The sequence below is a fragment of the Methanolobus vulcani genome (genome assembly GCF_900100715.1).
Classification (GTDB): domain Archaea; phylum Halobacteriota; class Methanosarcinia; order Methanosarcinales; family Methanosarcinaceae; genus Methanolobus; species Methanolobus vulcani.
Map to the genome: position 1 here is coordinate 192,666 of NZ_FNCA01000004.1, position 25,939 is coordinate 218,604.

30 protein-coding genes and 1 tRNA gene are annotated in these 25,939 nt (G+C 37.9%); 13 read left to right on the forward strand and 18 right to left on the reverse strand.

Annotation, left to right across the window (positions count from 1 at the left end):
• Positions 1–4: 4 nt before the first annotated feature.
• Together BLP52_RS07540 and BLP52_RS07545 are read right to left on the reverse strand one after the other, a co-directional pair.
• A complete protein-coding gene (locus BLP52_RS07540) occupies positions 5–634 on the reverse strand; it encodes a type 1 glutamine amidotransferase family protein (protein WP_091709869.1) in 630 nt (209 codons plus the stop codon).
• Positions 635–782: 148 nt separating this feature from the next.
• Complete coding sequence (locus BLP52_RS07545; RefSeq protein WP_091709870.1) at positions 783–1,079, reverse strand: DUF5658 family protein; 297 nt, start codon at positions 1,077–1,079, stop codon at positions 783–785.
• A gap of 482 nt (positions 1,080–1,561) precedes the next feature.
• Here BLP52_RS07545 and BLP52_RS07550 point away from each other — a divergent pair, with 482 nt between their 5' ends.
• From BLP52_RS07550 to BLP52_RS07560, 3 genes are read left to right on the forward strand one after another with little or no spacing between them, the layout of a single operon-like run.
• Positions 1,562–2,044 carry a hypothetical protein gene (locus BLP52_RS07550; RefSeq protein WP_154717814.1) on the forward strand — a complete coding sequence of 161 codons (483 nt, stop codon included), beginning with the start codon at positions 1,562–1,564 and terminating at the stop codon, positions 2,042–2,044.
• A 39-nt stretch (positions 2,045–2,083) separates the two neighbouring features.
• Positions 2,084–2,332, forward strand: a complete 249-nt coding sequence (locus tag BLP52_RS14570) for a hypothetical protein (protein ID WP_091709872.1) — start codon at positions 2,084–2,086, stop codon at positions 2,330–2,332.
• 50 nt (positions 2,333–2,382) lie between these two features.
• Entirely contained in the window at positions 2,383–2,604 is a 222-nt protein-coding gene (locus BLP52_RS07560; RefSeq protein ID WP_091709873.1) for a hypothetical protein, read from the forward strand.
• 134 nt (positions 2,605–2,738) lie between these two features.
• Here the strand turns inward: BLP52_RS07560 and BLP52_RS07565 are convergent, their stop codons facing one another.
• A complete protein-coding gene (locus BLP52_RS07565; protein WP_091709999.1) occupies positions 2,739–4,373 on the reverse strand; it encodes an ABC1 kinase family protein in 1,635 nt (544 codons plus the stop codon).
• 214 nt (positions 4,374–4,587) lie between these two features.
• Between BLP52_RS07565 and BLP52_RS07570 the strand changes: the two genes are divergently transcribed.
• The 4 genes from BLP52_RS07570 (at position 4,588) to BLP52_RS07590 (ending at position 8,965) form a co-directional block, all read left to right on the forward strand.
• Entirely contained in the window at positions 4,588–5,760 is a 1,173-nt protein-coding gene (locus BLP52_RS07570; RefSeq protein ID WP_091709874.1) for a tyrosine-type recombinase/integrase, read from the forward strand.
• 669 nt (positions 5,761–6,429) lie between these two features.
• A complete protein-coding gene (locus tag BLP52_RS07580) occupies positions 6,430–6,624 on the forward strand; it encodes a hypothetical protein (RefSeq protein ID WP_091709876.1) in 195 nt (64 codons plus the stop codon).
• Between the two features lie 52 nt (positions 6,625–6,676).
• Entirely contained in the window at positions 6,677–8,125 is a 1,449-nt protein-coding gene (locus tag BLP52_RS07585) for a DUF7845 domain-containing protein (protein ID WP_091709877.1), read from the forward strand.
• Between the two features lie 144 nt (positions 8,126–8,269).
• On the forward strand, positions 8,270–8,965 hold the full coding sequence (locus BLP52_RS07590; RefSeq protein ID WP_091709878.1) for a hypothetical protein: 696 nt from the start codon (positions 8,270–8,272) through the stop codon (positions 8,963–8,965).
• Here BLP52_RS07590 and BLP52_RS07595 read toward each other — a convergent pair.
• A complete protein-coding gene (locus BLP52_RS07595; RefSeq protein ID WP_091709879.1) occupies positions 8,962–9,696 on the reverse strand; it encodes a hypothetical protein in 735 nt (244 codons plus the stop codon). The genes BLP52_RS07590 and BLP52_RS07595 overlap by 4 nt on opposite strands.
• A gap of 621 nt (positions 9,697–10,317) precedes the next feature.
• On the opposite strand from BLP52_RS07595, the gene BLP52_RS14520 reads away from it, so the two are divergent.
• Positions 10,318–10,578: a hypothetical protein gene (locus BLP52_RS14520; protein ID WP_091709880.1), complete on the forward strand. Its 261-nt coding sequence runs from the start codon at positions 10,318–10,320 to the stop codon at positions 10,576–10,578.
• 133 nt (positions 10,579–10,711) lie between these two features.
• Positions 10,712–11,212: a hypothetical protein gene (locus tag BLP52_RS07605; protein ID WP_154717815.1), complete on the forward strand. Its 501-nt coding sequence runs from the start codon at positions 10,712–10,714 to the stop codon at positions 11,210–11,212.
• A gap of 164 nt (positions 11,213–11,376) precedes the next feature.
• On the opposite strand, the gene BLP52_RS07610 is transcribed toward BLP52_RS07605, so the two are convergent.
• Positions 11,377–12,063 carry a nuclease-related domain-containing protein gene (locus BLP52_RS07610; protein WP_091709882.1) on the reverse strand — a complete coding sequence of 229 codons (687 nt, stop codon included), beginning with the start codon at positions 12,061–12,063 and terminating at the stop codon, positions 11,377–11,379.
• Positions 12,064–12,612: 549 nt separating this feature from the next.
• On the opposite strand from BLP52_RS07610, the gene BLP52_RS07615 reads away from it, so the two are divergent.
• Positions 12,613–12,849, forward strand: a complete 237-nt coding sequence (locus tag BLP52_RS07615) for a hypothetical protein (RefSeq protein WP_091709883.1) — start codon at positions 12,613–12,615, stop codon at positions 12,847–12,849.
• Positions 12,850–13,020: 171 nt separating this feature from the next.
• Here BLP52_RS07615 and BLP52_RS07620 read toward each other — a convergent pair.
• From BLP52_RS07620 to BLP52_RS07635, 4 genes are all read right to left on the reverse strand, one after another.
• A tRNA-Thr gene (locus tag BLP52_RS07620) sits at positions 13,021–13,092 on the reverse strand.
• Between the two features lie 75 nt (positions 13,093–13,167).
• Positions 13,168–13,674, reverse strand: coding sequence for a chorismate--pyruvate lyase family protein (locus BLP52_RS07625; RefSeq protein ID WP_091709884.1), 507 nt, complete (start codon positions 13,672–13,674; stop codon positions 13,168–13,170).
• Between the two features lie 37 nt (positions 13,675–13,711).
• Entirely contained in the window at positions 13,712–14,023 is a 312-nt protein-coding gene (locus tag BLP52_RS07630) for a DUF5611 family protein (RefSeq protein ID WP_091710000.1), read from the reverse strand.
• A 144-nt stretch (positions 14,024–14,167) separates the two neighbouring features.
• The gene (locus BLP52_RS07635) at positions 14,168–14,863 is read right to left on the reverse strand and encodes a radical SAM protein (RefSeq protein ID WP_091709885.1); all 696 of its coding nucleotides are present in this window, start codon (positions 14,861–14,863) and stop codon (positions 14,168–14,170) included.
• Between the two features lie 170 nt (positions 14,864–15,033).
• Here BLP52_RS07635 and BLP52_RS07640 point away from each other — a divergent pair, with 170 nt between their 5' ends.
• On the forward strand, positions 15,034–15,330 hold the full coding sequence (locus tag BLP52_RS07640) for a hypothetical protein (protein WP_091710001.1): 297 nt from the start codon (positions 15,034–15,036) through the stop codon (positions 15,328–15,330).
• Between the two features lie 99 nt (positions 15,331–15,429).
• Here BLP52_RS07640 and BLP52_RS07645 read toward each other — a convergent pair whose 3' ends face one another.
• The 7 genes from BLP52_RS07645 to BLP52_RS07675 form a co-directional block, all read right to left on the reverse strand.
• Positions 15,430–16,401: a methanogenesis marker 2 protein gene (locus tag BLP52_RS07645; RefSeq protein ID WP_091709886.1), complete on the reverse strand. Its 972-nt coding sequence runs from the start codon at positions 16,399–16,401 to the stop codon at positions 15,430–15,432.
• 75 nt (positions 16,402–16,476) lie between these two features.
• Positions 16,477–17,412: a nitrogenase cofactor biosynthesis protein NifB gene (nifB, locus tag BLP52_RS07650; RefSeq protein ID WP_091709887.1), complete on the reverse strand. Its 936-nt coding sequence runs from the start codon at positions 17,410–17,412 to the stop codon at positions 16,477–16,479.
• Positions 17,413–17,567: 155 nt separating this feature from the next.
• Positions 17,568–17,915: a 6-carboxytetrahydropterin synthase QueD gene (gene queD, locus BLP52_RS07655; protein ID WP_091710002.1), complete on the reverse strand. Its 348-nt coding sequence runs from the start codon at positions 17,913–17,915 to the stop codon at positions 17,568–17,570.
• A complete protein-coding gene (locus tag BLP52_RS07660; RefSeq protein WP_394328632.1) occupies positions 17,912–18,631 on the reverse strand; it encodes a 7-carboxy-7-deazaguanine synthase QueE in 720 nt (239 codons plus the stop codon). The genes queD and BLP52_RS07660 overlap by 4 nt, the downstream gene beginning before the upstream one ends.
• Positions 18,628–19,185 (reverse strand): DUF366 family protein, encoded by a 558-nt coding sequence (locus BLP52_RS07665; protein WP_091709888.1) that lies wholly within the window; start codon positions 19,183–19,185, stop codon positions 18,628–18,630. Before BLP52_RS07665 ends, BLP52_RS07660 begins: the two co-directional genes overlap by 4 nt.
• A gap of 23 nt (positions 19,186–19,208) precedes the next feature.
• Positions 19,209–19,907, reverse strand: coding sequence for a 7-cyano-7-deazaguanine synthase QueC (gene queC / locus BLP52_RS07670; RefSeq protein WP_091709889.1), 699 nt, complete (start codon positions 19,905–19,907; stop codon positions 19,209–19,211).
• Between the two features lie 284 nt (positions 19,908–20,191).
• A complete protein-coding gene (locus tag BLP52_RS07675) occupies positions 20,192–20,887 on the reverse strand; it encodes a PKD domain-containing protein (protein WP_238380757.1) in 696 nt (231 codons plus the stop codon).
• A gap of 252 nt (positions 20,888–21,139) precedes the next feature.
• Between BLP52_RS07675 and BLP52_RS07680 the strand changes: the two genes are divergently transcribed.
• Positions 21,140–23,263: a thioredoxin domain-containing protein gene (locus tag BLP52_RS07680; protein ID WP_238380758.1), complete on the forward strand. Its 2,124-nt coding sequence runs from the start codon at positions 21,140–21,142 to the stop codon at positions 23,261–23,263.
• Between the two features lie 12 nt (positions 23,264–23,275).
• Complete coding sequence (ftsA, locus tag BLP52_RS07685) at positions 23,276–24,631, forward strand: coenzyme F390 synthetase (protein WP_091709891.1); 1,356 nt, start codon at positions 23,276–23,278, stop codon at positions 24,629–24,631.
• A gap of 33 nt (positions 24,632–24,664) precedes the next feature.
• On the opposite strand, the gene BLP52_RS07690 is transcribed toward ftsA, so the two are convergent.
• Positions 24,665–25,084, reverse strand: a complete 420-nt coding sequence (locus BLP52_RS07690) for a hypothetical protein (RefSeq protein ID WP_154717816.1) — start codon at positions 25,082–25,084, stop codon at positions 24,665–24,667.
• A gap of 111 nt (positions 25,085–25,195) precedes the next feature.
• The gene (locus BLP52_RS07695) at positions 25,196–25,894 is read right to left on the reverse strand and encodes an RAD55 family ATPase (protein WP_091709893.1); all 699 of its coding nucleotides are present in this window, start codon (positions 25,892–25,894) and stop codon (positions 25,196–25,198) included.
• Positions 25,895–25,939: the final 45 nt, after the last annotated feature.

The following is a 25,939-nucleotide window of genomic DNA, read 5'->3' on the forward strand; positions in this document are numbered from 1 at the left end:
TCACTTACTTCTCCAGCGACTCCATAAGTGCATAGAAATACTGTGCCTCATGAGTAGTATAAAGATTATACCACGCTTCCAGCGTCCCTGCTGAAAAAACATCAAGTTCTCTTAAAACCTCACGTGCAAACTCAAGTGGAGCAACACCAGAAGCAGTAATAACATTATCACCGATAACAACAGGTTCATTGCAATAAAGCGTTTCACCGGCATAATTCGGGCAAATGGATTTCAGAAATCCAAGGTCATTGCTTGTATGTGTCCGGTTGTCAAGCAAACCTGCCTTTGCCAGTCCCATTGTTGCACCGCAAATAGCAGCCACCAGAACACCGGCATCCAGAAAGTCTCTTACTTTACTGATAAAAGGATCATGAATTGATTGCAACCAGGTATCCCCACCTGGAATAATTAACACTCCTGCATTATCAGTTGATAACTCATCGATACTTAGATCGGGTACAATGCGCATTCCACCCATTGTCACAATAGATTCTTTTGTAATACCAACCGTTTTTACGGTGTACTTTTCTGCATCTATTCTAAAAAATCGACCCATATTCAGTTCAGTGATCAAAAAACTCGGCTCCCAGTCAGTCATTGTGTCAAGTACATACAGATAAGCAATTTTAGTCATAGAAAAACCATTCCTGAATAATGAAAATCTAAGTAGACATTGATTTAAAAGATTAAAAGCTACCTCTAGAAATGTGAGGGAAAGGTTGCTTCCTTAAATTATAGATGTGGAAAGAGTTAGTATGTATTTATGTTGTACTTTTCCTTACTTAACCATGAAAAACTGCTACTGTGTTACTCAATGTTGCAAGCAGACCGATGCAGGCAACAGAATATCTTGTTATGTTCCAGTAATACCTGTCAGCATTTTTGTAGACATGATACATTAAAAATAAAAATGCGATCTTCAAAGGGATAAGTGAAGTAAAGCCATACGTGTGGAAGATATTGGATAATAAAGGATTCCCTTCATAGAAATTTCCTGTATGCAACGCATACAGAGTAGTTATGGTGTCACCCAGAACATAAAGAAGCAACACTGGCTTAATGTCTTTCAGAAAAGACATAACAAACCAACCATTGGATCAATAAAGAAACTGGCATCCTTCAAACTGGATTTACAAAAGCAAAGCTCATTGGTACAATTTTCTATGTATTCCATGTATACCCCATAGACCGTGATTAGTTATTTCAAGACTATATTCTCTAAAGTAAGGTATAAATCTTCCGATATAATTTTATAATGTTTTAATAATAGAACACATAGTATTTTTCAAATATAATATCAGGAGATGCATAACTAGTGACAAATAAAATAAACTGTCATAACCAAAAAGAGCCTGACCGTTTAAATACAGGACATAGCGATGGAGAGAAGAAAACATCTAATCGAATATTTGAAAACACTTTGGTGTATTTTTAAGTCACTTTTTTATGATTTTGTGTTTTGTTCGTAAACTATAAAACATACTAATGCAATATGTAGTGTATAGACTACACATGTAAGATGAATACCACGTGTGATTCTATGATGAAGAAGGCGAAAAACATGAAAAGAACAACAATGCTACTCGCTATCGGGGCAGCTTTTCTGCTTCTCGGTGGAATAGGAGCTGTAAACGCAAACACAAATGAAAATACCAATACCTGGTACGGGCCAATGTACAACTGGATGACTGACCATATGGGAGGATATGGATATGGACTAGGAACCTGCTGGGGAAGTTATGGAGACAGCTATGGATATGCAGATACAACACAAGAATATGCTGTTTCAACTGTAAAAGAAGCCTATGACATTGCAAAGACAGAGATAAGTGCCGATGCCTCAATGGATAACATCTACCACATGGGCAGATGGTGGATCGTTTATTACACAGATGATGCTGGCACAATAAAACAAGGACGTATTGATGCATTTACAGGAGATGTGATAACAGATACTAGCACCTATTCTGGTACCTACCAATCCGGAACTTACGGACGTGGTTACAGAGGTGGAATGGGTCCAGGCATGATGTATGGCTATTAAGCCGTACAATAGACTCATTTAGAAAAATAAGGTGATATAATGATGTACGGAGGCATGTACGGAGGCTACGGCAGTTATGGACTGTTCGGAGGATTTGGTATGATATTCAGTATACTTATTATCATAGCAATAATATGGGCTGTTTCTTCAGGCTTTGGAAGAAACAGATGTGGCAGTGACAGACATGAAAATGACAGATATGATTATGATCAAAGGATCTCAAAGATCGAAAGGTCCCAGGAAGAGAATAGAGAGAAATTAGATGAAATACTTCAAAAACTTAACTAAATGACTACATAATGTATGAAAAGTTAGATCAATTGCAAGGGATGAATAAAATGACAGAAACAAAAATAGTACCTGTTTTGAACACAACGTCCAACAAGAATGAAAAAGAATATCCTGCATGTAGCACATGTGCAAAAGGCGGCTGTTGTGGTGGATTCGGGATTAAAGCAGGATCTGAAAAAGAGGTAGTATACAGGAACATATTCCTGTACCTGGGCATGGGAGCAATTGTATTTGGAGTAAGCTACCTCATCATGCAGATACTGGTATGAATAGCATAGTTCCAATCTGCCAGAACCTGCTTATAATTAGTTTCATTTTTCTTATTCTTTTGAACATACCACTTATCATACCGATGATTCGGCTATCGATGATCAGTCCATATTGTTTCACTAATAAGACACTATCAGGAACGTATTATGGAATAGATCCCTGTTAAAGTCCCAACAATAAAACCACTTATTCCTATTGTAAAGATAATTCCTTCTCCTTTTATCATCAAGTATGCAGAAAGAATTAATAATGCCAGCAGGAACAACGTTTTAGAGAGGTCTTTTATTGGCCCATATTTTCGGACAATGTTGCTCTTACCTTCCAGATTCTCTATCCTGTAACCCCTTATTGTTTTCAGCACATCTGCAAAGCCTTTGGGTATCTCTTTTAGAATGGTCAGATATTCATCTGCCTCGAATTGAACCCCTTCCAAGGCTTTACCGGGAGAATATCGATCCCTGAGTACTTTGCTGATAAGCTCCTCAGCCTCAGACATTATATTGTAATTCGGATCTAACTGTAGACTGACACCTTCTATGAGCAATACTGCACGCTCAAGAGTTGAGAATTCTGCAGGCAGTGACAGGTCATATTTCAGGGCAAGTATGGCATAGCTGTCACTTTTTCTGCCACCTGCTCCATAATGCTGGTCAGCTATCAGATCATCCATGTCCTTTTTCAGGCCACGGATGTCAACATCCTCTTCATCAGTATCTGCGATCTTCAGAAGCATTTCAGTTGCCATATCCGTATTTTGTTTGTATATGGCATAAAAGAAATTCATCATATTGCGTTTCAGATCGCCATCAATGCTCCCCACAGCACCAAGGTCTATGAATGCAACAGTTCCATCCTTTACTATTATGTTGCCACCGTGAGGATCAGCATGGTAGAAACCATCAAGATAGACCTGTTTCAAATAGCTGGAAGAAATTATTCTTGCATATTCTGCTCTTGTACTCTGGTCAACCCCTGTTAGATCCTTTACAGAAGTGCCTTCAATATAATCCATTACAAGAATATTCTCACGGCAGTAATCCATGTACGCATCGGGAATTATCACATTGCCTACATCTTCGAAGTTCCTGCGGAGCCGTTTCATATTTACGGCCTCATACCTGTAATCAAGTTCCCGATGTAACATTTCTCTGAATTCTTTAAGGAAAGCATCTATGTTGAAATTTGGGCCCAATCTAAGGATTTTCATAAGAATGGGTTTCATATCATCCAGGATAGAAAGGTCCAGATCGATAATATCAGCAAGATTGGGACGTGCAATCTTTACAGCAACATCCTTACCGTTCAAAACACCATGGTATACCTGTCCGATCGATGCACTTGCAATAGGTTTTGTGTCAAATTCATCGAAGATATCCAATATATCATTACAATGATAGCAAGCAGAGTTATGCTCATGCTGGCATTCTGACATTTCACAAATACATTCTGTACTAAAAGAAGCACGCATTTCATCAAAATCAAGAGCTTGAACTTTGTCCTGTAATTTTTCCAGTTCAATTACATAAGTAGGTGGGAGCAGATCAGAACGCTTGCTGAGTGTCTGTCCCAGCTTTACAAAACAAGGACCAAGCTCTTCCAGAGCAAGCCGTAGTTTAACAGCATTGCCACTACCTTTCTGGTCATAGGAGCAGGTACATTTTTTAAGTGATATGTAATCCCTATGTATATCCTTGTAGATCAGAGAGAATAAATTGTATTTTGTGAAGACTTTGATGACTGTAAGATACCGCTCTAATTTTCTAAACATCCAATTTATATTCAAATTTATAACTTAATATATATTGGCATTGTAAGAGCCCCCAATCAAAGCGTGCTCTACCTGTATGAAATCTGCTATAATCCCAGTAACATCTTTCTTGATTGGTAAATATAGAGAATTGACTGCTTACTAGCAAAAATAGCAAAAGCCTCGGGTGGGATTTGAACCAAAGGGTTAAGAGCCCCTAAAACTATTACTTTGTATGTCTCTCTATACTGCCAAGCTTGAAACAAGAATATCAGGACTTAAAGGAAAGATATCTGAAACTAACATTCAGCTTATTAAGGATTTCATCAGGCAATGCGATATTGAGGGGTTAACCGAATTTAGAAAAATGAAATATGTCAGTACTTTGAAGCAAATTGCCCTCATGATGAATGACAAACCATTGAATGAAGCAGTTAAGACTGACATAGAAGATGTGCTCATAGCTGTCAGGAAAAAAACAGAGAGCGAAGAAACAAGACATGACTATGCAGTCACACTTAAGAAATACTACAGGTGGCTGAATGGTGGGAAAGAATCCGAATTAACAGACTTCTTCCAATCAACAAAGAAAAGTAAAGGGCGCAAATTACCTGAAGAACTTCTCACAGAGGATGAAGTCAACAAGATGATAGAAGCCACGCGCAATACAAGAGATCAAGCTCTAATAGCTATTTTATGGGATTCAGGTTGTCGAATCGGAGAAATTGGAAATCTGAAAATCAAACACATCATGCATTCTGATGAAGGCATGAAAATAAGAGTTGATGGCAAAACAGGACATCGTACTGTAATGCTCTTTTATTCAGTTCGCCGCCTTATGGCATGGCTCGAACAGCACCCCGAAAGAGATAATCCTAATGCACCTTTATGGTGGAACTTCGATACAAACAAAAACAATACTGCTAAAATGATTAGCTACCCAGCTATACTTAAGCAATTGAAGAAGATAGCCAAAAAAGCAGGTATCAAGAAAAGAATACACGCTCATCTATTCAGACATAGCCGAGCCACATATATGGCTAATCACTTAACAGAAGCACAAATGAACTCATATTTTGGATGGGTGCAAGGTTCTGATGTTCCATCGATATATGTTCACTTATCCGGGCGTGATGTTGATACAGCCGTATTGAAAGCAAACGGTGTTGAACTCGAAGAAGAGGAAAACAAACCGAAGGTTCATAAGTGCCCCAGATGTAAAACCTTGAATACTCCAAATAATATGTTCTGTTTCAAGTGTGGTTCAGTATTAACCTTAGAAAAAGCACTTGAAATCGAAGAAAAATCACAGCCATTGGAAGATTCTCTATCTAAATTAATGGAATCTAGGCTTAATGAATTAGTTGAAGCCAGGGTAAATGAGATATTGCAGAATATAAAGATTTGAGATACAAAAACATGACTGTTTTTATTGATTTTCAAAAACTATAAATAATAAATTTTTCTAAAGGTACCTTGCAAAAAAGGTTTTCTTCAAAAGGATAAGAAAAATAAGAAAAAGGCAATAAAGAAAAATAACAAAATAATAACAAAATACAATAAAGGGCATAATACAACAAAATATAATAAAAGGGCAAATAACAACAAAAATACAATAAAGGGCATAATACAACAAAAATAAAAGAAGGCAAAAGAAGCCAATATAAACCACAAAAATAATAAGCCCATAATAATACCATCAAAATAATAAGCCCATAACAATACTACAAAAATAATAAGCCCATAACAATACCACAAACAAAATCCAAAAATAAAAGAAGCCTACATATAATAAAATAAAAATCCAGAAGGTGCACAATCTGTGCATCCTTTTTTGCTAAACTGAACTGGAGATGTTTAGCATAAAAACTCAATTGCATTCTGTAAGTCAATCTATAAATGATGACTATTGTTTAGGTACATTAGATGATGAATTTTTGAACCACTTATCACCATCAAAAAAACTGATGCTTAAAATTGATAAGCTGGCAAATGAAAAACTCAATTTACTTCTTGAACCTGTAAGACGTGGAGAGATTACGCTGGATGAGCTAAAAAGGTCAAGGGGTTTGATCTGATGGCTAAAACAGCATATCGCATCAGAGAAAATGGTGGCCGTCTGAATATAACATTACCTCAAAAAGTTGCTTTTGCTCTAGGTATTGTTGATCCAGATGGAAATCTGGTGACTGAGTGTGTCAAATATGAATTAGACATGGATGACAGCGGAGCATATGCAATACTTCGACCTTATGAACCTAACAACGGATAACTTAGTTGTAAACGTGAAGTAGTGATCTTTAAAAGATAAGCTCTACAAGCATATGGTTCATAAATTCCCTGAACCGGTCACTCATGAGTTCGGCTGTTATTTCCATATAACAGACTTGGACTTTTATTATGCTGTGGTCAGTTATTACTCTAACAATGTGACTGATGGCTATAATCACCACATCAACATAGGTGACCGTTCCTTTAAATTCTGGTCAAAACAGGGTGGCCTTTACAATCCAAAAACAAAGAAACTGGCCTTTGAATATATGCTACAATGGACAGATAAAGAAGGAGCTTCAAAATGCACATACACCATAAAACCTCTTTTTGGTGCAGGAACAAAAACAAAAACAGGCAAAATACTAAACCTTCCTTCAGTAGGAACACAGATCCATATACAATCCTCCTATATCGACCTTGACGAACACTTTGACATCATCTTTGAGCTCATGGACTTCTTAGGAGCTCATCGCTTCCAGCAAAAGATAGACCGTTCACGTTCTACCATCTATCAGATGGCCAGACACATACGATACAATGAACACTTTGAGCATGATATAGTAACAATGCTTCAGGCAATAGAACATGAATCCTCCATGCGTGGAGATTCAAAACTCGTCAAAACCCTGAAATCTGGAAAATATGATATGTATAAACTGGATAATCCGGATTTTTCAACCTGCAAAATAAGAACACTTTATCAGCATAGTGTCAAATCATACCGCATAACAAACTTCCTTGACCGTGTCCCTGAAGATCCACTCAGACACCCCAAGCTTGAAGTATTCCTTAAATCCGATTCAAAACAGAATCCCTCTATCAATGAATTCCTATCCCTGAAAGGAGATCTTGATAAACTCCTGTTCTCCCTGCTTAACTTTGTTGCACCCCTTGAGTACGTTTCTGATAATTACTTCGATTCTGAAAAGATATTTGACTACCGCTACGAACTCCCAGAATGGAACTACAAACAGGACAAAGACAAAACTGAAAACATAGACCTTGGCGAGAACATCAAAGCCATAAAAGCCCTGGCATTTATAGCCCTTCAATCTGAAGGCTGTGCAGACTTCCGAGACATACAGGAACAAACAGAGATTCCTGAACGTTCCCTCTGGCGTTATATCAATCACTGGAAATCAGAAGGAATACTCGACACAGCCCGCGAGAGCTGCACAAAAGTATTCTTCAAAACCAAACGCCTATGGGAAAAAGCAAAAGATCCACTCATCAATTTCTGCACCACCTTTAACATAGGCTTCAAAAAGATATTTGGTCACGTCTTTGTAGACTCCGGAGTCATCAGACCATACAAAGAACGTAAAAAGAACCTAAAACCTGTTAAACCTCGCCATAAATCCACTCTTGAACCTGTTGTTGTCGATACATACAGGCAGGCAAAGCAATTATCAAAAGAATTCAAAGAACTTGGTATTTCTCGGGGTATTGCAGTTAGATCTAATCACAATACAATGAGGTATAGTAGAGTTTTTGGATGAAAATAGAATAGCCAAAGACATGAATAAATCTAAACGAAAATGAGCTTAGGTGTTTCATTTCAAATCCAATAGACTTAAAAATAGATAAAGCATTATAGGAAAAAATTCATAATTATGATTAAACAATGATTGTTGTGGGGAATAATGGGTATACTTGATAATGCTAAAGAGGAAATTTTTTGGATTGCTATTAGCGTTGTTATTACATTCATAGTTACAGCAATTGGGACATACTTGTATCAAAAACATGTCATAATTTTTTTAAGAAGCCTTAAAATTAAGCATTTTTACCGTAGTTTTCGTTACTCGCTACTTTTAAAAGCTTATTATCCTCAAAAAACAGGAGATTTGGATTCTAATATATATAATTTGATAAAAGAAAAATGTAAGCAATTTAACATTACAAAAGTAACTGTTAGACCTGAATCAATGTGTATAAATCCTGAGAATTTTGGAACTAAAGTGAATATTTTCATTGATTCTATTGACGAACTTCTGGGTGAAGAAGAAATTACAGAATCGGAAGAATATTGCCTTACAATACAGCTAGATAGCGATTTGAGGTTGACATATAAAGAATTAGAAATTATTGATGATTATTTGGTTCTAATGGAAGAAACAAAAAATATTGTTCATGAGCATTGTTTTGGTAATTCTGAAGAAAAGAATTCCTTTTTAGTATGCGAAATTATTCGTGATATAAAGAAAATAACTGATGAAGATACGATTAATATTGAGAAGGAAGAAACAAAGGTTTCTTTTAAGGAAAATAATGTCAAAATAACCTTGAAGAAACCTCAATATTTAACTAGAAATATTCGCAAATATATTGGTTACTAATTTGTATCTTCCGTTATAAAATAGGTATGTAATTCGTTCAAAACAAACTTCACGTATGAGTCTCTATCGTCATCTAAATTTGTATAAACTACAATTGTTCCATCTTTTGTAACCTTAAATTTAGAGGTTCCACCAAAATATTGAGTAAAGCTACCTACTTGATTCTTTGTACAATTTGCAAATTCACTTCCAACACAGTCGTCGGATCTTAAATCATCCCCATATAGTGTTCCTTTTTGCCAATTTCCATCTCTATCGACTATTCCACCCAGCCAATTATTTGTGTAATCTTCAGCAATTCGTCTAATGCTAATACTGGATGAATAAACTGGACAACCCAATGCCTGGCTTACTACTTGTGATATAAAAGGTCTGTCGTTTTTAATTCGAGTAAGTAACATTCCGTTATTCAAAATCCAAAATTGGCCCCATCTAACATCCACATGCGGTCTTCGTTCAATTTCATATGCTGGCAGACCATCATTATCAGTACCATTACGATTTACAAAAGTAGATGTCTTGATATACTGATCGTAAACAGTTCCTGAAATCATATGAATACCATTGCCTAGGTTACCCATAGTTCCATCTAAACGTATAACAGAGTTTAACTGTTGTTCATCCTCATTTCTTGTATGACCAAAATTATTAGTTTTATTTTTAATTTCTTCAATATTTTCTAAACCATTTGCCACTTCAAAGTAACCAAAGCTTCCGGTAGTCATAACCATATAAACCAACACTCCATCGATGTTTATTGTTGAATTTATTTTTATTCGTAGAAGGTAAAAAGACTTTCATTCTTTTTAAATGTGTTTATTTTGCCTTTATCTTGATAATCCTGTAGTATTTCCACTGGAATCCATCTATACACTGGTACTTAAAAATCACTACTATTTTTCCTTTCAAAAATCTCTCGATATCGTTTTTACAAAATCCTCTATACATCTAAAATATCCTACCTACCCAGCATTTGCGCCGCTTCGCGGCGCCTCTGGCTTTTTTCACCTGTTCCCTTAGGTACACGATTAAGGCGTGTGTGCCACAGTTGGCCTACAATGCGATTTTTAGTTGAATTTCAGTATTTAAAATCTCTACCTGAAATGTAGGTTAAGCTTGGAAAATAGACTTAGATATTGCTAAGTCCGGCAATTGCAACAACAGAAAACAACATTAAAAGATACAAAAATACGACTATTATTATTTTAACACTTGAAGACATTATACCACCAACGTGTAAAAATAGAAAGGTTGCATATAAATCTTTTTATTCTGTTTTGTTGTTAAAATAATATGTTTACTTTCACCCCACTTGGTACACCAGCATATATGCAAAAAACATATCACTTTTCATGAATGAAAAACCGATTACAACTGAAAAAGAGCTATACGACAGAATTAATGAATATCGAAAACTACGCAGAACTTCAGCATTAACATCTTACGATGTACAAGACTTCATTGATACACAGTCAAGTGATCTGCACCCTGACATAGTACTAAGGATGATTATTCTAGGAAATGCATGTGCCTGGGGAACATATGACACAGCATGTCTGCATTTTGAGAATCATATGCAAGCATTCAGGCAATTCCAGGTATTCAATATATAGATTAACTTATCCATAAATCATTATTATATGCAAAAATAATATATATTGTGATTGTATCTTATCTTCTGCTTTAATTTATTCTTAAAGATAGGATGTGGTTAACATTTTTAAAAATGATTCAAAAATCAAATTATTGACATTTGGTCTACTAATTATACTAATTTCTACGCTAGGCTGTGCAGAAGATGTAGAAACTGTTAGTAAAGTAAGCTCTACTATTGCAAATCAGGGAGTTATTGATGAATATAATGTGTACTCTTCTCAGTATAAAATACGAGTCGATGCTTTCAATGATGCAGTAAACAATTGGAACGTCAAATTAACTGCATATAATGATTACATAAAGTTGACAAATGATATGTCATATTTTAAGAGAACATCTTCTACAACTCAAAATGAAATTAGCTTAAAAGCAAGTGAAGTTAGAAGTGCAGGAAGAGATGTGCAAGTTCAATGTTCAGTATTTGAAACTCACATTAATGACATGCTTGCTTTTATGGAAGAAAACAAAGATTCACTAATGAACTATGATTCACAAATGTATATGCAACAGAAATCATTCTTAGTAGAACAAAAAACAAGATGTGAAAGTATTGATCGAACAGTTGATAATGTAATTAACGAGCTTGAATAATATTGATATATTTATAGCAAATGTGGCATGACAGGTTGGTTAGTCAAATTTTGGTGACTTTCGACCAATTATTAGACATGCCACACTTTGCATTAAGTTAAGTTTTACATATAAATTATTTGATTTTGTTCTCGTTAGTATTTATTCAAAAAATTTGTTGGCAATTAATTATTTTGGCTGACACTTTCTTCTTTTGGAACTAATTTCTGTATGCACTCCACAACATCATCACAGAATTTTTGATCTAATGTGTCTCTTTGCTCCATGAAATAAGCAGCCAATTCTTTTAGATACAACACTTTTGTTTTTGGAGAATAGACCTTCAAAGTAACTTCGTCACCTGGGAAAACAACAACAGTATTGACCCACGATTTCAGATTGTTTTCTTCGAGATATTTGCTGAGTTCTAAAGAGTGCTTGTTTCCTTGTTTGACAGGATTGTAAAAGTCATATTCAGAACCATTTGGAAAAACCTGCATCCAATACTGGTCATTTGCATTTCCATAAATTGTTCCTCTATAATTCTTAGTCTCAATAGTATAAACACCCTTAGGACAAACCACAATATGATCAATCTGTGATGAACCTACTACCATATCATTAATGATATACCAATTATCAGGCATATGTTCAAGGAGACCGGTGACTAAATCCTCTCCCTCTGATCCTTTCCAAAAAGCACTACCTTGTTTTACGATTATAAGTCCGATAATAAGAATGCCAACGCCAATTAAGCCTTGTTGAGTGAAATACAATATAAGAATACCTAAAATAATTGCCCCAATTCCACCTAATATTCTTTTACCGCCTGCCTCAGAAAGACTAGTTTCTTCTTTCAATATTTGAGCCATTTTTAACCACTTGCCAAATAGGGTAAGATATACATTATTAATATATTTGATGCACCTCTGCGAGCAGTTAAAGTGGGGTTTCTCCGAAACCCCACTGTGTGCGCAGCATATTCCTAATAGCTCATCACCTAAATCCTGTAACTAAAGCAAGACTGAAACGAAAGGGAGCCGACAAATTCTGCTCCCTGAGAGTGGAAGTCTGCGCAGGACTGCAAGTCCTGCAAACTGTCAGTATATGTTGCAAGTAATCAAATGCTATGCGTGAATGCAACCAAAGGGCGCATTGACGCACCAACCTTTTTTAAAGGGCAGATTTACAAAGTAATTCTGTCCGTCAAATACCAAACTCCCCTCTAAAAATGATGTGACGAACACTGCGGGGAGCTAGTGAGGAACATCATTTCCTTACTAAAAATAGGTCAAATTCTGTTCTAAATTTATCTCTGCACAAAAACAGTACTGTTTACATTTTACTAATACGCCCTCTTTTTAGCGAAATTATCAAGGTTCTTGTATTGATATTTCAATTTTCAATTGAGGTATTAATGAATGTCAGATGAATATAATGAATATGGAATTAGGCAGATAGGTGAAAAGATACATCTAGCAAACACAGCAGTAACAATCTCAGAAAAGAAGAAAGATGACGGTTCAACTGTTAAATGGCTCCAGTTATCTAAGTTCAACAAGAAAATGAACAAATGGGAGAATTTCACCCTCTTTGGTTCTGATTTGGAAGTATTGAGTGCTAAATTACCATCAATACTTGAGTCCATTAAATCTTAAAATAATTGTGAATTAAATTTTGCTGCATTACTTCAGTAATGCAGCATTTTTATTTGGAAGTAAAGAAAAACATCTTTTTTGATAAAATTGTATTTTTTTGCCTAGCATGAGCTATTGAAGTTAGCAGTTATAAAAAATAAGAATATTGGGGCTTTTAACCCCGAGATTTCAAGCCTCGGGTGGGATTTGAACCCACGGCCTCGTCCTTACCAAGGACGCGCTATACCCCTAAGCCACCGAGGCACGAACAGAATATGGGGGTGCTCTCCCCTAATATACAGAATCAATTAATAAGCTTTCGGTTGGAAGAGCAGTTATTTATAAACACCAGCGTGTGTCGACAGGGAATTTCTCATTGATCCACATCAATACGCCGCTGTGGTGGACAATACGATAGGAACGTGATAGTAGTTTTTGAGATCCGAACAGAGGCTCATCTTCAACAACCTCAATATTTTCAAAGTCCCTGCGAGTTTCAATATCGTGGTCGCGCAAAATCCTGCCGATTGGAATATCAGCTTTCATCATATCAGCACGTACCCCTTCGGGCATCTTTTCAATAGCCGACAGGGAACGGGCAAAAACATATGGCACATCGCCGGCAGTAAGGGTCACCACACGCTCATTGATATCCGAACCCACACTCACATCGAACAGTTCAGCCATTTGCTCATCTGCAGGAATAATGTGCTGATATTCAGTAACCACAGCAGTAGGATGCTTGGTCATTATTTCAAGCAGAAAAGTAACCGAACCGTCAGTTCCTGCACAAATTCTCAGACAGGTTGGAATATCAAAGCTCTTCAGTTTTTCAAGAAAGTCCATGATAACGACTCCGTGAGCTTAAAGAAAAAGAAGAAAATTACTTGGAAACTTCCTTCTTTGCCTGCTTCAGGCGCTCCTTAGCCGTATAGCCCGTAGCTGCGTAAAGGAAATCCCTGAAACGCTTGTTAGAATCAAGAATAAGTTCATCATCAGTCACAGAAGTATCAGACTCAGTATCGACAGCAAGTTTCTTACCTTCTATCCATACCTTAATTTTGGAAAGAACACCATAAGAAGTTACATACTTTCCATCTTCTTCCTTTATCTCACTTGGAAAACTCTCAGTAAGGCACTCGTAAATCCTATCCATCTCAGGTTTATAACCACGCTTTAACTTGTATTCCTGCATTTCAATCAACCCTATATAACATTCTCTAAACGAATAAATGTACCGGTTTGCATTTATAAAAAGCAACCTGAGACACATATTAAATTATATAAAAATAAATTTCAAAGGATTCCGAAAAATCCTCTTAACTCTTCAATTCTACTACTATTTGGTCAGCACCAGTTTTCCCCTCTCCCCTACAAGTCTCACCTGAGGAACCTTCTCAAGAACCATATCTCCAAGTTCTTTTAACTCGTCCCATGAAGGTGTTGGCGTCTCATGACCCATGAATGGCAGATCAAACTCAGGATTACTCATGAACTGGTAGAGCATCACTTCAGAAGCACCCTCAAGATCTGGTAATATGCGAGGCATGTTTTCAGCATTCACATATTCAGGAATTACACGTATCCACAGCCGGAGCCATTTTTGCTTTGCAATGGCCATGGATTCATTAAGGAGTTTCAGATATTTCTGTGTCCTCTCTTCAGACATCCCTGTAACTTCCATCACTGCTTTGACATCATCTCCAGGTGCTTTGATCTCAAGTACAAAACCATAAACAAACGGAAGAGCTTTTTCAAGTACATCAGGCTTCATGCCATTAGATTTCAGGATGACCTGTTTTCCCATCTCATGCAAGCCCTCTATTAAAGGTAGAAGGTCTTTTTGCAGGGTTGGTTCTGCACCTCCGAGATATACGTTCTCGGTTGTAGACTTTCTGGCATAATCAAGTATCTCGTCCACAGTCCATTCTTTAACAGGCTGATGTATGTGAACGCAATAGGGACACTTCATATTACATCCACCAAACTCAACCCTTATCTGCCCTTTTGCATCGGATAAATCAATTAATCTCATTCTTAAACTCCTTCACTCAATATCAATATTAAAACGATAATCACTATCTACATTTTTATAACTAACAGTATTAATAGTTAAACCTCATAAATTAGGATTTATTCTGAGAAGAATATAGCGATTACTATTTATGTGTATTAGACCATCAAAGCAGAAAGACGGTGATCACATTGACAAGGAAACTTACTCTTGAAGATCTTGAAAGATCAAAAACTAAGAAGGAAAACAGACCGGCAGAACAGGATCTTGAAGACCTCTATGACCTTATCATACCACCTGGAACTCCTTCATATATCATCTATGACCTCGTGGAAGAGTTCGACCTCGAACCTGTCGAAAGGAAGATCAATGTACACATTGTGGATACTGATGAGAGAGAACTAATCGCTCTGAGAGGTACACTGGAAGTAGTACAGGCTGCCGAGAAGTTCCTGCATGAAGAACTTAAGGCATGGATAGAGAGTTAAATTAATAGATAACTCTCGTTTACGTACAATTCGTATTTTTAGAAGAATTAAGTTTTTCAAAAATAAGATTCAGGAAAAAGGCAGCTTTTTGCTGTCTGTTTATATTCCTGTAATTCCACTTTCTTTAAAATCAAAAACAACAGCTTTACCGCTGTCACTATAAATATCGATTACCTGGCTATCGTTAATCTCACCGATCACTGCAGCCTTTATACCTGCATTTTCAAAAACTTCAACACACTCAGCAGCGTGCTTAGCCTTTGCAGTAACAACATAACCGGTTGCAGGATATATCTTAAGCCACTGCTCAAGATCAAGACCTTCAGGACATGGGATCTTGCTAAGGTCAACTGAAGCACCTACCCTGCTGACCTCGCAGAGCATACCAAGTGTGCCTATTGTTCCGGGATTGCTTATATCTTTTCCAGCAGTTACCAGCTTCTTTTCTCCGATCTCCTGCATAACCATGAAACGCTCACGCACAACATCAGCATTCTTAAAAGACGTGGTATCCCAGCTATATGGCGAGTTCTTGCCGACAAGACCATCCATATCGTAGGCAACTATTACAACATCTCCAGGATTTGCGCTGTCACTTCTGATAACGCAGTCCTTCTTTGCAATTCCGATTATGGCAACTGCAAGGGAATTGTATGGAGTATCAGGGTGCATATGACCACCCACCATTGGAACTCCGAACTTCTTTATCCCATCACGAATTCCTTTCATAATCTCTTCTGTGGATTCCAGATCACTGGAAGACATTACATTGACCATTGCAAGAGGACGCCCACCCATTGCAGAAATATCATTCACATTGACAACAACAGAAGTATAACCAGTCCACCAGGGACTCTTATTGACGATCCTGCCCCATATGGCATCGGCTGCAAACAGTATTACATCATCGGTACCAATATCGATGATAGCTGCATCATCACCAAAATCATCTATGACCTCACCATACTCAGACCTTACAGTTTCAAATATGCTTACGATATCTGCTATCGGTTTTTTTCTGGTGACGCCTTCAAAGTTCCTTAAATTTGCCGCAAGCTCTTCGATATTCAAAAAAAACACCTGCAATTAGTAGAATTAATAGAATAAAATGACGAAATAATATGAAAAGGTTTCAGTGAAAAGGACTTACTCCTTTCCACATGAGCCCTTCTTTTTCATATCAACCTTAATAATGTTCCTGCGTTCTTCACTCATCTGTGACATGTCCTGGCCGATAAGTCCATATGCATCAGACCTACACTGGCGACAATGCCTCATCTGCTGGACATAAGGTGCACACTTGTCCTGAATGGCCTTACATTCAGCTGGTGTTGGTGCTGTCCTGTCAGCAAACTTTGCCTGACAGATAAGTGGCATCACATTCATTATGAAGACACCAAGTTCATTGATCTTCTGTGCAAGCTCAACAATATGCTCATCATTAATACCCGGGACAAGAACAGTGTTGATCTTTACTACAAGACCAGCTTCTACAGCCATCCTGATACCTTCAAGCTGGTTCTTAACCATTATCTCAGCAGCCTCTAGACCTCTGTAGATCTTACCCTTATAGGATATATGGCCTATGAGCTGTGCTTCGATCTCAGGATCGATAGCATTCATGGTCACTGTAAGCGTGGTTACTCCGACCCTTAGAAGATCAGGCATCTTTTCAGGAAGTGCTAGGCCATTTGTACTGAGACAGAGTGTTACATCAGGGAATTCTTTCTTGATAAGCTCCAATGTCTCAAATGTCTCATCGTTAGCCAATGGATCTCCAGGTCCTGCAATACCGACGACCTTGATGAATGGATAAGCTTCCAGTACCTGCTTTGTCTTCTCAAGTGCAGCCTGTGGACTCAGAACTTCACTGGTAACACCTGGTCTGCTCTCATTGACGCAGTCAAACTTACGATCACAATAATTGCACTGAATATTGCATTTCGGAGCTACTGCAAGGTGGATTCTTCCGAACTTGTGTTGGGCTTCTTTGGAATAACAGGGATGTTGTGCTATCACTCTCTTGACATCGTCATCCTTGTTTATTTCTATTTCACAAACGTCTGCTTTTTCATTTTCCATTATATAGCTCCTATAGCTCTATGCAGCTCCAATAAACACGGCTCAATTTAAGGGAAACTAGTAGATATACTTTTGTGTAAACTTATGACAAATTTATATTAACAAAAGTACTCCTCATATTCCTACAGATCCCTAATATTATTCTATTCAATTATTCAAAATGCACTTACTTCACACCACTTGCCATTACCTTCCCACATCTTGACAGAAAGAGGGAAATCAAGTCTGGAAGAAAGATTTGCATGTACATGCTCGCAAAGATTCTCAACACTTGGGAATTCCAGTATGTCATTGAGAAGCACGTGGTCGTACTCCTTGAGAACTTCCTTTATGACCTTCTTGATCTCATAGAAATCCATGACCATACCAGTCTCTTTCTTTTCGCCTTCAATTACAATCTCTGTTTTGTAAGTGTGTCCGTGAACTATGCCACATGTCTCATGCCCTGGTAAATAGTGGGCACTATCAATATAATCAACAATTCCAAGTCTCATTTTCATTATAAACAACCCCACATCTTATGTGTCTGAGGTATTATTCGCGTATCAATTTCATTAAGGAAAGATTCCTGCAATTTCAGCAGAAATCCAGGTTCTGGCTGCATAGCTTTCTGTGTCACCGGTTGTAATATCAAACAGGAAATATACCCGGAGATAGCTCCCACAACACCTTCAATGTCATCTTCAGATGTGTCTTTTGTTACAACTATCTTGCAGAAACAATCCCTGTCTTTAGTAACCTTAAGTGTCCTGAAGCACTCAATGGTACTTTCAAGATGAAGTTCAGGGTCCTCAAGCAATGAATGAGGCAACAGTTTCACATCACCTGAAACATAGGATACTTTGTCCTTCACTTTCTTAGCCATGCGTGGAAGTGTCATATTTGACTCCAGATACAGTGGAACTTTAGTTTTGAGCAAATTAATAAAATCTGCATTCATTAGTGGTTCCCCACCCGTTAAAGATACGGAGTGCAAACCGGAATAAGAATTGATCATCTCACTGACCTTTTCAGGACTCAATGGATTTTCAATCTCATGAAACTTATTTGAACCCGGAACAGCTTCGAACTTACAAACTTTTGTAGCTTCAACAGGGGTGTCACAATAATTGCATTTCAGGTTGCATCCTGTAAATCGAACAAAGGCCTGCCTGCATCCTACATATGGACCTTCACCCTGCACAGAGCAAAACACTTCACTAAGAGTTGTCCGCATCATATCACATCCAGTGGTCTGGATTTCCTGAGGTCCTTCTCAATATCGGTGAATTCATTGTAATATCGTTTTGCGATCTTTTCCATCACACCTGCAACATCGTTGTTTCCAAGTCCGAGGTCTTCAAAACTACCATAGAAATCATGGATAACATTAATTCCAAAATGGATCTTTTGAGAAACTGCTGATGTACTTGCGATAGATACAGTCAGCTTTTTGTCATCCACGAAAAGATCATCACCTTGCCTGATTATGTCATTGCGATATTCAGAAAGAATCTCTTTGACTATTGCAGTGAACAGGCGCTGTCTTGCATATACGAGTTTCAGGTCTGTTGAATCAAAATGTTCGATGATAAAATGAACCATATCTGTTGAGAAGATCATATCTCCCTGCTTCTTATCCTCAAGGTCGATCATGTGCTCGATCTTAACATCACATCCACCTCTGAAAGCTATGATGGAATCTTCCTGGATGTCTGCAAGATTATAAGCCCAGAGAGATGAGATCTGGCTACCGTCATAATTCATTTTTTTATCAATAATTAAACATTCCATAAATAACACCATGGAATTACAATCTATTCCTTACCAAGCCTTACAAGCAGAGGATCTTTGGCACCTGCAGCTTCAAAAGCTCTTCTTCTTCTGGTGCAACTTTCACATTCCCCGCAAGGAACATCAGCACCATGATAGCAGCTCCAGCTATATTCAAGAGGAGCTTTCAGCTCAATGGCCCTGGCAACTATCTCTTTCTTATCCATGCCAATAAGCGGTGCAAGCACTTTTACGCCATTCTGTGTTGAATATGAAAGTGAATCATCAATTGCAGTGATAAATTCCGGGGAATTATCAGGGAATGTAACAGCTTCCTCTTTGTTGAAACCTACAATAACATAGTCACAATCCATGCTTTCAGCATATGCTGCTGCTATGTTTATGAGTATACCGTTTCTGTTTGGGACCCAGACAGCCTTTGCAGATTCAACTGTTATGGAAGGGTCTGCATCTTCGGATATTTCTTCCAAACTGAGTTTTGGAACATCGGTATCTGTGTTCACCAGTGATGTATTGGTGATCTCCTGCATCCAGGTAATATCAAGAACACGATACTCCAATCCGAAGTGTTCACATACTTTTATGGAATTCTGTATCTCACGCTTAACAGCACGCTGTCCGTAACTGAATATAAGGGCCATTTTTATGTCAGTCTTTTCGAGGACTGCCGCAACGGAAGTCACTGAATCAAGGCCACTACTTAACAAAGCAATTGCAGTAATAGGGATTCCTCCTAAGAGAGTATTTGATGATAAGTATTACTCAGATAATACTGAGAGATTGCTTAAAGAATACCAATGTATAAAAAATCATCGCTGTAAAGAAAAAAGAGCATTAATATCAAGAAAATGAAAACTGGAAATAGCTGCTTCAAGAAACTTGTAATCGAGATACTCCCAAAGAGGAATGAAACGTATAGTATTGTAAAACAATGGTAAAACAAAAAATAAGGACAAATAAAAAGTAGTTAAAACCGTAGTCCTACGGTTTTAATCAGATGTTAGTTTTACTGTCTTCTGCTGAAGATGAAAGCCATACCAATAATTGCTGCCATTGGGATTGCAATCGTTGGGAATTCCGGAACTTCCTGAGTTACAGGAGTTTTCTCTTCAGAGCCACCTTCTTCGATGCCGCCTTCTTCTGATCCTTCTTCGGTTTTCTTTGAAGTTAGATCAATATCCATTTCAGTTGAAGCATTGTTCAATACATCTTCGCCATACGCAGTCAGAGTAACTGTGTAGAGACCAGCATTTTCATACTCATGCTCCGGACTCTGCTCTGTTGAATTAGTATTGTCTCCAAAATCCCAGAACCAAGAAGAAGCATTCTGTGAATTATCAGTGAAGGTCACATTAAGGCCATCAATCTCGTAATCGAAATCTGCCACTACAATATCAACTACAGAAGTTAGACTTGTGCTAGAAGGCGTTGGTGCACTGACTCCTCCACCACCGCCAAAGAACATAGTGGCTGATGGCTCAGGAGCTTCTTCTTTTGAGGTATTGGTATTTACCTGTTCAGGTTCCTGAACATCTGCTTTAGGGCTTTCCTGCTCAATTGTCTCCTTATCACCAATTACCGGGGCAGAACCACCGGAATTTGGTGTTTCCTGGGCAGAACCTGCCTGGAAATTTATCAGTCCTCCAAGCAAAAGAACTGATAAGAACATAATTATAACTGGTAAAAAAAATCGTCTGTCCATAATCGTACCACCTTTTTTCTTAATCCAAATAAATCGTACTAAGTAAATCATTAAGAGAGAGTTCTATATAAATATTTGTGTACAGCCAAAAGTCATACTCATAATCATATGTGACATTTAGAAAGTTGAAATACAAAGCATGAGCAAATGATCAGTCAAACGAATCATAATATAAATGATTATTATACAGGGTCAGTTCTAACCCTATGGATACATATACATTATGCACAAATAACTACTGGGAGTAATAGAGTGAATAATAACAACAGGTATCAGGATTGTAAATACAACAGACTGAAAGATGAAAAAAGCCCTTATCTGTTACAACATTCAAAAAATCCGGTTGACTGGTATCCATGGGGAGATGAAGCTTTTAAAAAAGCAAAAGAAGAAGATAAACCCATATTCCTGTCAGTAGGCTATTCTACATGCCACTGGTGTCATGTAATGGAAAGAGAATCTTTTGAAAACGATTCTGTTGCAGAACTTTTGAACGGATCGTTCATTTCCATAAAGGTTGATCGTGAGGAAAGACCTGATATAGATAATATATACATGGCAGTCTGTCAGGCGATAACCGGCAGGGGAGGCTGGCCACTTACAATCCTTATGACACCTGACCGGAAGCCATTCTATGCTGCCACCTACATTCCCAGGGAGAGCAGATACGGTGTGCCAGGAATGCTTGAGATGCTCCCTGCCATATCACGACTCTGGAAAAGTAAAAGACATGAGCTTCTTGATAGTGCAGAAGCCATAATAGATGCAGTTTCAGAGGACAACAGAGAAAAGAACAAAGATATCAGAACTGTCAATAAAGAATTCCTCAGAAAAACATTCGACCAGCTTTACAGCATTTTTGACGAAGAATATGCAGGTTTTGGCAGGGCTCCTAAGTTTCCAACGGTACATAATCTTACATTTCTCCTGAGATACTGGAGAAGAACCGGTAACGCGCTCGCCCTGGAAATGGTTGAAAGGACACTGGAAGCGATGCGTATGGGTGGAATCTATGACCATATAGGCTATGGTGTCCATAGATATTCCACAGACAGGCAATGGTTATTACCTCATTTTGAAAAAATGTTATACGACCAGGCCATGATGGTCATTACACTTAGTGAAGCATATCAGGCAACTGCAAATCCTGAATATAAAAACACCGCAATGGAAATACTTAGCTATCTTGAAAGGGATATGACATCCCCAGAAGGAGGATTTTACTCCGCAGAGGATGCTGATAGTGAAGGTGTGGAAGGAAAATTCTATTTATGGACAGCAGCAGAGATAGAAGAAATACTGGGAAAAGAGCATGCTGAAATATTTTCAAAAATATTTAATGTCAGAAATGAAGGGAACTTTGCAGAAGAACACAGTAATAATCTGACAGGAAATAATATCCTCTACACTACTGAAAGTATACAAAATATCCGTATATGGAACGGAGAACATGGGGACTATATCCTCAGATCTATTGAAAAATCAAGGAAAAAGTTGTTCAATGAACGTGAAAAAAGGGTACATCCATCTAAAGATGACAAGATCCTCACTGACTGGAACGGACTGACCATTGCTGCATTCAGTAAAGCTGCACAGGCATTTGATAATGAAGAGTATACCATAGCAGCCACTAAAGCTGTAAACTTCTTCATGGAAAATTTGACAGACACTGATGGAAAGATGAAGCACAGGTATCGCGATGGTGAAGTTGCCATTGATGCCTTCCTTGAAGATTATGCTTTCTTCACATGGGGACTTATCGAACTTTACCAGACTACTTTTCATATCAATTATCTAGAGCATGCACTGAAACTGACCAATTACCTGATTGCCCATTTCCATGATAAAGAAAATGGTGGATTCTTCCATACATCTGATGAAGCCGAAGAAATGATATTCAGAAGCAAGGAAGTTTATGATGGTGCAATTCCATCCGGAAACTCGGTAACTGCAATGAACCTGCTGAGACTTGCAAAGATCACCGGCAATCCCGAACTCGAGGAACTGGCAGGCAGAACTCTTAGGGTTTTTGCAGAGAAGGTCAAATCTGCGCCTGCAGGATATACTCAGTTCATGTCCGCCATAGACCTTGCACTTAACGGCTCTGTAGAAATTGTGATTGACGGAGAAAAGGATGATAACGATGCTATGGAAATTATAAGTTTCATCAATGAGAGATTTATTCCGGAAAAAGTAGTGGTATTGAAAGATAAGAATGATGCTGATAAAATTGCTGGAATTGCACCCTATACAAAGGACATGGTGATGACAGATAATAGAACAACTGTACATATATGCCAGGATCACAACTGCAAACTTCCATACAATGATATCGAAAAGATAAAAGAACAGATAGAGGCACTGTCACATATCTAAGGAGTACTGCACATGACAACAGGAAAGTTCTACAATCCTGAAATTGAAACCATGGAACGGTCTGAACTTGATTCCCTTATCGATGAAAGGATTAGATATACTGTAAATTACGCTGCTGAAAATTCATTATTCTATAAAAAATGGTTCCGGGATCATAAAATAAAACCATCTGACATCAGGTCTCATGAAGACCTGCTGGAACTTCCTATAATCTCAGGAAAAACCATTCGTGAAAATCAGCCACCTGTAACCGATGATTTTGGATTCAAAACTGTAGACTGGAAAGATATATTCACGATACATGAGACAAGTGGTACAAGCGGTACACCGAAATCTTTCTTTCTAACATGGGATGACTGGGAAAGATACGCAGAAAAATATGCCAGATGCTTTGTATCTCAGGGATTCAGAGAGCATGATCGCGTCATTGTTTGCGCATCATATGGAATGAATGTGGGTGCAAATACAATGACACTGGCAGCCAGAAACCTTGGAATGACAATGATCCCTGAAGGAAAATGCACATTCCCTGTCAGAGTCTTGGAATCGTACAAACCGACTTCCATTGTTGCCAGTACATTCAAACTTTTGCGTCTTGCAAAAAGAATGAAAGAAAACGGAATGAAACCTGATGAATCCAGCATTGAAAGACTTATCATAGGTGGGGAAAGCTTTGCAGAGGAAACCAGAAAATATGTTGCTGAGATCTGGAACTGTGATGTTTACAATAACTATGGAAGCACAGAGGGAACGATGTGTGGAGAATGCACTGATGTCAGTGGCCTGCATGTACCTGAAGACCTTGTGCATCTGGATGTTTACGACCCCAACATGGACAAATTCGTAAAAGATGGAGAATGCGGCAGACTTGTTCTTACAACATTGCTGCCTGTTGGAGCAAAGAGTGGAAACATACTTCTCAATTATGATACAGAGGATACAACCGTTGTTCTTGACAGGGGAGAATGTGCATGTGGGAGAACTCACATGAAAATAATGACTCCTGAAAGGGAAGCTGAAACATTCTGGACTTCAGGAACACCTTTTAACCGGGTAGATATTGAAAAAGGAGTTTTCCAGAGAGAAAACATGGAATACCTCACAGGAGAGTTTGAAGCATTCCTTTATGGGGGAGATGACGAAGGTGAGACGACCCTCAGAGTAAGTATGGAGTGTAATGATCCGCAGAGATGCAATAAGGAACTTGTCAAGGAGAATTTCCTCAGGTCATTCTTTGCTTACAAAAAGAACCTTGAGAATGCCTATATCGATGGCAGCCTGAATATTCTGTTCAACTATGTAAAACCCGGGGAACTGGAATTCTATCGTATCAAGGGCAGACCAAAACGTATTGTTGACAGAAGATGAATCTTCACCATCATGTACAAAAACATATGTGGATCATAAAATAATGATTCCCTCCCACAATATCAAGTAGAGAATTGATCCACCCAGCAAGGTCAGCACCCAGAGTACAAGGGTTGGCTTCATCATTTTCAAAGGGGGAACTGGTGAAGGAATCTTTCCACTGAATGCAAGTTTGATGTATACTGAAAATAGGATAACAATTAAACCCAAAGTATGATGAAGATACATCAGGAACGTAAAGGAACCTGACATTATTATCCCTAAAAGGGAATACATTGAAGGCGCCATGAATATGAGTACAGACAAAATTTGTACTGCAATGGCAATGGTTATGAATTTACAGTGTTTATTATAGGGATCCCTGTACGCTTTTTTCACCGCGAAAATGAGCAATATAAGTACTATAAACTCCAAAAGCAAGTCCAGATAAACCATATTTAAACCTGTGAACATATCCCATTACCCCTATTTTAGTCAGGATATGTTTTTCCTAAAAATATAAATATTTAGCTCAAAGCCCGGATATTGAGATTATGATGAAGTTTTAAGGACAGAAAGATTACATTAAAAATTGCCTTTATATACTTTCAGTCCATTTTCAGATACCGCAAGGATCCAGGGTTCCATACTATGTGCGGTGGCACGCATTTTTCTCACTCTCATATACCTGTTTGCAACATTGCCTTTCAGATGCAGACCAAGTTCAATGATACCGTCTGCAAGATAGCCTTCCATTCCGGTGGAAGGATCAGACATGTCAGATCTGTTTTCTTCTTCCAGTATCAGAAAAGTTGTAAGATTCTCACGCCTCAGTGTCTCAAGGAATTTGTACATCTTTTTTCTCAGGTCACGGGAATCATCATCAAGCAGAGAATAAAGAGCTCCCAGGGAATCTACAGCTATACATGTGCATTTCTCGCCAATGTGTTCCTTGAACTGAACAATATTCTCTTCAAGAATGTTTATTAGATCTTCTGAAAATTCATCATACATTACACGATAGTCACTGAAATCAGATATATGAAGCTTATTTGATAGGTCAATTCCCATACTTTCCATGTTAAGAAGATGGTTTTCCTTGCTTTGTTCAAATGTTATGTACAGACCATACTCATCCTGTTCTTCCAGATAGTTGGATAATAACTGGAAAGTAAAACCGGATTTCAGTGTACCTGCTGCACCGGTGACCAGCACTACACTGCTTTTGGGTATATCTGTCTCAAAGACATCATTCAAACCATCTATGGTATCCACAAATCTCATAATACCACTCATTCCTTCTATTTTCAAAAAGAAGTAAAGGATAAT